At 73.9% G+C, this 7,306-nt stretch carries 7 protein-coding genes and 1 pseudogene; 2 read left to right on the plus strand and 6 right to left on the minus strand.

The features are described 5' to 3' along the window. Positions 1–316: pseudogene (locus AOK09_RS34845) on the plus strand (hypothetical protein); the annotation flags it as partial. Positions 317–386: 70 nt separating this feature from the next. On the opposite strand, the gene AOK09_RS34850 reads toward AOK09_RS34845, so the two are convergent. The 6 genes from AOK09_RS34850 to AOK09_RS34875 form a co-directional block, all read right to left on the minus strand. Then, positions 387–1,175 (minus strand): endonuclease/exonuclease/phosphatase family protein, encoded by a 789-nt coding sequence (locus AOK09_RS34850; RefSeq protein ID WP_055591205.1) that lies wholly within the window; start codon positions 1,173–1,175, stop codon positions 387–389. Positions 1,176–1,347: 172 nt separating this feature from the next. Next, positions 1,348–2,292, minus strand: a complete 945-nt coding sequence (locus AOK09_RS34855; protein WP_055591206.1) for an ROK family glucokinase — start codon at positions 2,290–2,292, stop codon at positions 1,348–1,350. A 218-nt stretch (positions 2,293–2,510) separates the two neighbouring features. Next, positions 2,511–2,969 (minus strand): DUF5304 family protein, encoded by a 459-nt coding sequence (locus AOK09_RS34860; RefSeq protein WP_055591207.1) that lies wholly within the window; start codon positions 2,967–2,969, stop codon positions 2,511–2,513. Positions 2,970–3,043: 74 nt separating this feature from the next. Next, positions 3,044–4,264, minus strand: coding sequence for an ArsA family ATPase (locus AOK09_RS34865; RefSeq protein ID WP_055591208.1), 1,221 nt, complete (start codon positions 4,262–4,264; stop codon positions 3,044–3,046). 53 nt (positions 4,265–4,317) lie between these two features. Then, on the minus strand, positions 4,318–4,755 hold the full coding sequence (locus tag AOK09_RS34870) for an SRPBCC family protein (protein ID WP_055591209.1): 438 nt from the start codon (positions 4,753–4,755) through the stop codon (positions 4,318–4,320). Between the two features lie 115 nt (positions 4,756–4,870). Next, positions 4,871–5,638: a metallophosphoesterase family protein gene (locus AOK09_RS34875; protein ID WP_055591210.1), complete on the minus strand. Its 768-nt coding sequence runs from the start codon at positions 5,636–5,638 to the stop codon at positions 4,871–4,873. 273 nt (positions 5,639–5,911) lie between these two features. On the opposite strand from AOK09_RS34875, the gene AOK09_RS34880 reads away from it, so the two are divergent. Next, a partial coding sequence (locus AOK09_RS34880; RefSeq protein ID WP_055591211.1) for an AMP-dependent synthetase/ligase occupies positions 5,912–7,306 on the plus strand: 1,395 nt, incomplete at its 3' end.

Raw genomic sequence — 7,306 nt, forward strand, 5'->3', positions numbered from 1 at the left:
GCCCCGGCCCGACAGCGCCCACCCGGCCTCCGGCCCCCGCGACTGGGACTCGTCCGAGAACCCGGACGACGACCACTTCGTCCCTCCGGAGCCGCCGCCGCTCCCCCGCACGGACACCACCGGCACCTTCGCCTGGATCGCGGTCCTCGGCGGCCCGGCCCTGCTGTTCTTCTCCGCCCTGTTCTGGGGCGACGTCAGCGGCTGGCCCGCGGCCCTGGGCGTGACCGCCTTCATCGGCGGCTTCATCACCCTGGTCGCCCGGATGAAGAACCGCGACGAGGACGACGACGACCCCCACGGCGGCGCCGTCGTCTGAGGGCTCCCCCGCCACCCGGACGGCACCCGGTGCCCCGGCGGCGCCGCCGCCACCGACCGGCCGGGGGGCGCTACGGCGCCGGGATGCGCAGCACCGCCAGCACCGGCAGGTGGTCGGTGGCCGCCAGCAGGTCGTCCGCGGCGAGACCGGGCAGCCCGTGCGGGACACCGCACGCCAGCACCTCCACACCCGGGGTGGTGAAGACCGCGTCGATCCGCTGGTGGGGGTCCGCGGGCACGGAGGTCATCGCGCCGCCCCACGGCGCCACCGCCCACCCGTCGTGCAGCCGGCCGGCGAGCAGCCGCCACGCCGGGCCGTCGGGGCGCTCGTTGAAGTCGCCGCCCACCACGCCGTACGGCACCCCCTGCCCGGCGATGTGGTCGAGCAGCAGGGACGCCTGCTGCTGCCGCTCCTCGCGGTCCAGGCTGAGGTGGCAGCTGGTGACGGAGAAAGCGGCGGCGCGGCCGATGCGGACCGTGGCGGTGGCGAAGCCGCGCTGGTGGAGCCCCGGGGTGCGGGGCAGCAGCAGGTCGTTGGTGCGCAGCACGGTGGCGCGGAGCCGGGCGAGCAGCAGCGGACCGGCGGCGCTGCGGCCGCCGGAGAGCACCACGGTGCCGGTGCGGTGGGCGAGCCGGGCGGCCTGGTGGGCGGGGCGCCAGAAGCGGGGCGCCTCCTGGATGCAGACCAGGTCGGGGGCGCAGGCGCGGATCACCCGGACCACGGCGGCCCGGTCGTCGCGCAGGGAGCGGATGTTGTAGCTGAGGACCCGGATCCGCTCCGACCCGTCGGGTTCGGGGCCGGAGGGCGGCAGCTCGGGGAGCGGGAGCGCGGACGGTACGGCGGCGGGGTCGTCGCCCATGGGCGGCCTCCTCACGGCGGTGCGGTGCGCCGGGGGCCGGGCGGCCGCGGCCGTGCTCCACGCTACGGCGGGACAGGAGGTGAGGGCTCCCGCCCCGCCGGAAGGTCGAGCGTCCGGGCCAGGCCGTACGGTCGGGCCTTACGGGCCGAGCCGTCCGGTCAGGCCGTACGGGTCAGGCCGTACGGGCCAGGTCGCCCGCGCCGACGATGCCGGCCGCGGAGCCCATGGAGGCGAGGACCACCTCTGCCCGCGGGCGGTGGACACCGCCGGTGAGGTACTTGCCGAAGGCCTTGGCGACCGGGTCGAGCAGCAGCCGCCCGGCGTCCGAGACACCGCCGCCGAGGACGAAGACCGCCGGGTCGAAGAGCGCGGCCAGGTCGGCCATGCCGCGACCGAGCCAGTCGGCGACCTCCTCGTAGCACTCCAGGGCGAGCGGGTCGCCCTCCTCCGCGGCCTCGGTGATGTGGATGCCACGGATGGTCTCGGCGACCCCGTCGTTGAGGTCGAGCATCCGCTTGCCGGCCACCGGGTCGGCCGCGGCCTTCTCCCGGCCGTAGCGGCGCAGGGCGCGGCCGGAGGCGTACTGCTCCCAGCAGCCCTTGCCGCCGCAGCCGCAGGGCAGGCCCTCGGGGATCATGTTGAGGTGGCCGATCTCCCCGGCCACGCCGAAGCGGCCGCGGTGCAGCCGGCCCTCCAGCACGATGCCGCCGCCGATGCCGGTGCCCACGGTGATCAGCACCATGTCGTCGTGCTCGGCCGCGGCGCCGAACCGGAACTCGGCCCAGGCGGCGCAGTTGGCGTCGTTCTCGATGACGGTGTCGAGGCCGGTGAGCTCCTCGATGCGCTGCTTGAGCGGCTCGTTCTCCCACGCGATGTTGGGCGCCATGATCACGGTGGAGCGTTCACGGTTGATGTAACCCGGTGCCCCCACCCCGACGGCGGCCACGTCGGGGTACTGCTCCTTCAACTCGCGTACGGCGTGTGCGATGGCATCGACGGCCCACTGCGGATCGGCCGGCGTGGGCACCCGCGTACGGCCGAGGATGCGGCCGCTCTCGTCGACCACGCCTGCCGCAATCTTGGTACCGCCGACGTCGACGCCGATGGTGAGTCCCATGTGTCCCTCAGTCATTCACTCGGTCCCCGCTGGGCGGTACCGTACCCGTCCGCGAGCGCTGGGTACACACCGCCCCGTACATTAACCGAAGACATTGCCCGGTCGAGCACGGCGGCATCATTCAGAAGTCGTACGATTCATCCCGCTCCGTGATAGCCCGGACCGGCTGGGTGACCGGCTGCGACCTGCGACTTCACCCCTGCACAGGCCTTCGGAAGTCAGTCGAGATCGATGCGTTCGCTGCCGGAGTTCCGCTCCGTGGTCCAGCGGCGTTCGTGGCCGGAGACGGCCGCGCGATAGGCGGCGAGCAGTTCGCCGCCGGCCGCCGCGAGGTGGCGGTAGACCTCCGGATGCTTCTCCCGGACCGGTCCGGCGAGCCGGTCGAGACCCTCACCGGCGCCCAGCGCCCGGGTCGCCTCCTGCATCCGCTCCCCCACCGCGGAGGCGAACCGCCGCACCTCCTCGACCAGCGGGCCGAGCTGCGAGCCCAGCGGGTCCTCCGCGCCGCCGCCGCCGCCGAAGGGGTCCTCCCCGGCCCTGCTCTCCTTCTCCTCCCGCCCGGCCTGCTGCTCCGGCTCGGCCGCCTCGCGCTGCGCGGCGGCCTGCGCCGCGGCGTCCTCGGCGACCACCCGCGCCCAGACGTCCTCGCCCTCTCGGCGGTCGTCGGCACTGCTCATGGTGGCTGCTCCTCAGATCGGTGCACTGCTGGCCCTCTCGACGCTACCCGAGAGCCACCGTGCTGCGGGGGCTCTCAGCCGCGCGGCCACAGCCCGGCATCGGGGGCGAAGCGCACCGACAGCAGACCGCCGCGCAGCCCCGCACCCGAGACGGTGCAGCGGCGCAGCGCGGAGGGCAGCCGGACGATCCGCCGGTAGGCGCCGGTGCCCACGATCAGCTCGTCACCGCGCCGCACCAGGTCCAGGTCGCTCCGCTCGGCTCCGGGCAGCGGCAGCCGCCACACCAGGGTGCCGTCGTCCGCGAGCCGGTCGTCGACCGTCCAGGGGGTGCCGGGCTGCGGCTGCGGGCCCGGGTCGGCGCCGTAGATCTCGGCGCCCAGTTCGGCGAGGTCGGCCGGCCCCTCGGGGCTCCGGCCCAGGTGGGGCGCGGTGAGCAGCGGCGCCGCCGAGCGGAACTCCGTGGCCAGCGCGGCCAGCCGGGCGCCGCTGTCGGCGGCGCGGGCCGCGAGCCAGGGGTCCGCGGAGCCGGCTGCCGAGTCCGGCAGGGTCCGGGAGGCCACCACCGCGTCCAGCCGGTGTTCGAAGAGGGCGAGTCCGGCGCGCGCCTGGCGGACCTCGGACAGGGTGTGCGCGTCGGCGTCCACCACCAGCCGGACGGAGGTCTGCGGGGCCGACGCCACGCTACGGGCCTCGGCGAGCCGCGCCGCCGCCCAGGAACGGGCCTCGAAGAGCCAGTCGGAGGGCATCGGCACCCCGGCGAGGGCGGCCAGCACCGGGCGCAGCGCCCGGGCGGCCTGCCGCTGCTCGGGCAGCAGCCGGGCGAGATAGCGGTCCAGCCGCTCCGGCAGGGCCAGGGCGGCGACGAGCTCGGGCACCGGGGGGCCGTCCACGACCAGCAGGTCCCAGTCGCCGGAGGCGGTGTGCTCGCACAGGGCGCGCAGCAGCACCAGGTGCCGGGTGCCGGGGAGGGCGGTGAGCTCCTCGGGGTCCAGCGGGTCGACGCCCAGCAGGTCGAAGGCGGGCTTGACCCGCCCGGAGAGCCGCTGGGCCTCCTCCTGGAAGGCCCGCTCCTCGTCGATGCGCAGGGCGTACGGCGGCTCTCCGCCGTCCCCGACCGGGGCGGGCGCGCTGCCCAGCCGTACCCCGAGGAGCGTGTCCAGGGTGCGGTGCGGATCGCGGGCCGAGAGCAGCAGGGTGCGCAGACCGCGATGGGCCGAGTGGACCGCGGTGGCGGCGGCCACCGTGGTGGTGCCGCTGCCGCCCCTGCCGGTGACCAGCACCGTACGGGTCGTCATACCGGTCCGCCCTTCGCTTCGATCGGGGAGTGCTCCCACCCCAGGGTGGCCGGTCAGCTCTCGACGCGCTTCTTCAGCCCGGCCAGGGCGCGGTCGATGATGACCTTCTCGGCCTTGCGCTTGATCATGCCCAGCATGGGGATCTTGACGTCCACCGCGAGCTGGTAGGTGACCTCGGTGGCGGTGCCGCCCTCCAGCGGGGCGAGCGAGTAGGAGCCGTCCAGGGCCTTGAGCATCTGGCTCTTGACCAGGGTCCAGGTGACCTTGCGGTCCCCGTCCCAGGTGTAGGCGAGGACGTGCTCGTCGCGGATCGCCCCGGCGTCCAGCAGCAGCCGCACCTGCTCCGCCCTGCCGTCCGGGCCCTCGCCGAGCACCTCGATCTCCTTGACCTCGCCCGTCCACTCCGGGTACGCGGCGAAGTCCGAGATCACCCCCATGACCTCGGCCGGGGTGGCGTCGATCGTGATGCTCGACCTGGTGTGCTCCGCCATCGGGTGGCCCTCCGCATTGTGGCCGCTGTGGTTCTGGCCGCTGTGATGTCGACTGCTCGGGTGGTGTGTGCAGGAAGGTTATCGCGGCCGTACGCCGCGTCACCGGGGGCGTGCCTCACCACTCCAGGACGTACGGCCGGCCGGTGGCCCGGAAGTGCCCGACGTTCACACACTCGGTGCGGCCGATCCGCATCCGGCGCGCCAGCGGCTGGTGGACGTGGCCGAAGAGGACCAGCTCGGGGCGGGTGGCCCGGATCGCCTCCAGCACCGCCTCGCTGCCGCGCTCGAAGCGCCGGGCGACGACGTCGTAGGTGAGCTCGGGGACGGCCGGGGGGATGTGGCAGCAGAGCACGTCGACCTCGCCGACCGCGGCCACCTTGGCCGCGTACGCCTCCTCGTCCACCTCGTACGGGGTGCGCATCACGGTGGGGAGGCCGCCCCCGACGAAGCCGAAGGTGCGTCCGCCGAGTTCCACCCGCTGGCCGTCGAGGACGGTGACGCCGTCGCGGGCGAAGTCGGGCCACAGCCGCGGCACGTCGACGTTGCCGTAGGTGGCGTAGGTGGGGCTGGGGAAGGCGGCGAAGAGTTCGGCGTACTGCCTGCGGACGGCCTCCTCGACCGCCTGCTGCCGGGGGCGGCCCAGCGTCACCCACAGGGTGTCGGAGAAGGCGCGGGCCTCGTCGAAGCGCCGGGCGGTGCGCAGCTCCACGTAGCGCGAGGCGTTGGCGGCGCCGAACAGGTCGGGGAAGATCCCGCGGCTGTGGTCCGCGTAGTCCAGGAAGAGGACCAGGTCGCCCAGGCAGAGCAGGGCGTCCGCGCCGTCACCGGCCCTGGCGAGCGCCTCGGCGCTGCCGTGCACATCACTCACCACATGCACCCGCATGACCGCCACCTTAGGGGTTCGGGCACGGACGGCCCATCGCCCCCACGCCTGTCCGGTGCACCGCCCGGCGATCCGGCTGCCGTAGGGTGCGGTCAGGAGGCGTACGCCGCCGCGACCGGCGTACCGTCCCGCGGTTACAGGCAGGAAGCGCCCGGCAACCTGCCGTCAACGGCCGTGTGACACACGGAACACATTGCATGGCCCCCCTATCTCAACTTACCTACCCGGCAGTAACGTCCTGGCGTCCCGCAGCGTCGCAGACGAGGAGCAGTCTTGCGCGAGTTCAGCCTTCCGGCCCTCTACGAGGTTCCGAGCGGCGGCAACCTCACCGATCTGATCCATCGGAACGCCCAGGCCCATCCCGACGTGGCCGTGGTGAGCCGCAAGATCGACGGCCGGTGGCAGGACCTCACGGCCGTCCGGTTCCTGGCGGAGGTGCGGGCGGCCGCCAAGGGGCTGGTCGCAGCCGGCGTGGGCCCCGGTGACCGGGTGGGCATCATGTCCCGCACCCGCTACGAGTGGACCCTTCTCGACTTCGCCATCTGGTGCGCAGGCGCCATCACCGTGCCCGTCTACGAGACGTCCTCCGCCGAGCAGGTGGAGTGGATCCTCGGTGACTCCGGCGCGGTCGCCGTGATCACCGAGACCGCCGCGCACGAGGCCACCGTGGAGCAGGTCCGCGACCGGCTGCCCGGGCTCAAGCAGGTCTGGCAGATCGACGCCGGGGCGGTCGCCGAACTGACCCGTACCGGCGCCGACGTCGCCGACGCGGTGATCGACGAGCGCCGGACGGCCCTGGGCCCGGACACCGTCGCCACCATCGTCTACACCTCAGGCACCACCGGCCGCCCCAAGGGCTGCCAGCTCACCCACCGCAACTTCCTGGCGGAGCTGGGCAACATCACCGCCCGCCTGAAGCCGCTGTTCCGCACCGGCGAGGGCTCGGTGCTGCTCTTCCTGCCGCTGGCCCACGTGCTCGGCCGGATCGCCGAGATCGCCTGCGCCATCGCCCCGGCGAAGCTCGGTCATGTCTCCGACATCAAGGACGTCACCGCGGAGCTGGGCGCCTTCTCCCCCACCCTGATCCTGGGTGTGCCCCGGGTCTTCGAGAAGGTCTTCAACACCGCCCGCGCCAAGGCCCAGGCCGACGGCAAGGGCAAGATCTTCGACCAGGCCGCGGAGACCGCCATCGCCTACAGCCGCGCCCTGGACGGCGGCGGCGCCGGGCTGGCCCTGCGGCTGAAGCACAAGGTCTTCGACCGGCTGGTCTACAGCAAGCTGCGGGCCGCCCTCGGCGGCAGAGCCACCCATGCCATCTCCGGCGGCGCCCCGCTGGGCGAGCGGCTCGGCCACTTCTACCGCGGCATCGGCTTCACCGTGCTGGAGGGCTACGGCCTCACCGAGACCTGCGCCGCCACCGCCTTCAACCCGCACGACAGGCCCAAGATCGGCACCGTGGGCCAGCCGCTGCCCGGCTCCGCGATCCGGATCGGCGAGGACGGCGAGGTGCTGCTCAAGGGCCCGCAGGTGTTCACCGGCTACTGGAACAACCCGGCGGCCACCGCCGACGCGCTCCAGGACGGCTGGTTCGCCACCGGCGACATCGGCACCCTCGACGACGAGGGCTATCTGGTGATCACCGGCCGCAAGAAGGAGATCATCGTCACC

This window comes from Peterkaempfera griseoplana, assembly GCF_001418575.1.
Taxonomy (GTDB): Bacteria; Actinomycetota; Actinomycetes; order Streptomycetales; family Streptomycetaceae; genus Peterkaempfera; species Peterkaempfera griseoplana.

Coding starts and splice junctions, on each gene's coding strand:
- AOK09_RS34860 (WP_055591207.1), bottom strand. CDS start 2,969: ATGAGCAGTGCCGACGACCGCCGAGAGGGCGAGGACGTCTGGGCGCGG.
- AOK09_RS34870 (WP_055591209.1), bottom strand. CDS start 4,755: ATGGCGGAGCACACCAGGTCGAGCATCACGATCGACGCCACCCCGGCC.
- AOK09_RS34865 (WP_055591208.1), bottom strand. CDS start 4,264: ATGACGACCCGTACGGTGCTGGTCACCGGCAGGGGCGGCAGCGGCACC.
- AOK09_RS34855 (WP_055591206.1), bottom strand. CDS start 2,292: ATGGGACTCACCATCGGCGTCGACGTCGGCGGTACCAAGATTGCGGCA.
- AOK09_RS34850 (WP_055591205.1), bottom strand. CDS start 1,175: ATGGGCGACGACCCCGCCGCCGTACCGTCCGCGCTCCCGCTCCCCGAG.
- AOK09_RS34875 (WP_055591210.1), bottom strand. CDS start 5,638: ATGCGGGTGCATGTGGTGAGTGATGTGCACGGCAGCGCCGAGGCGCTC.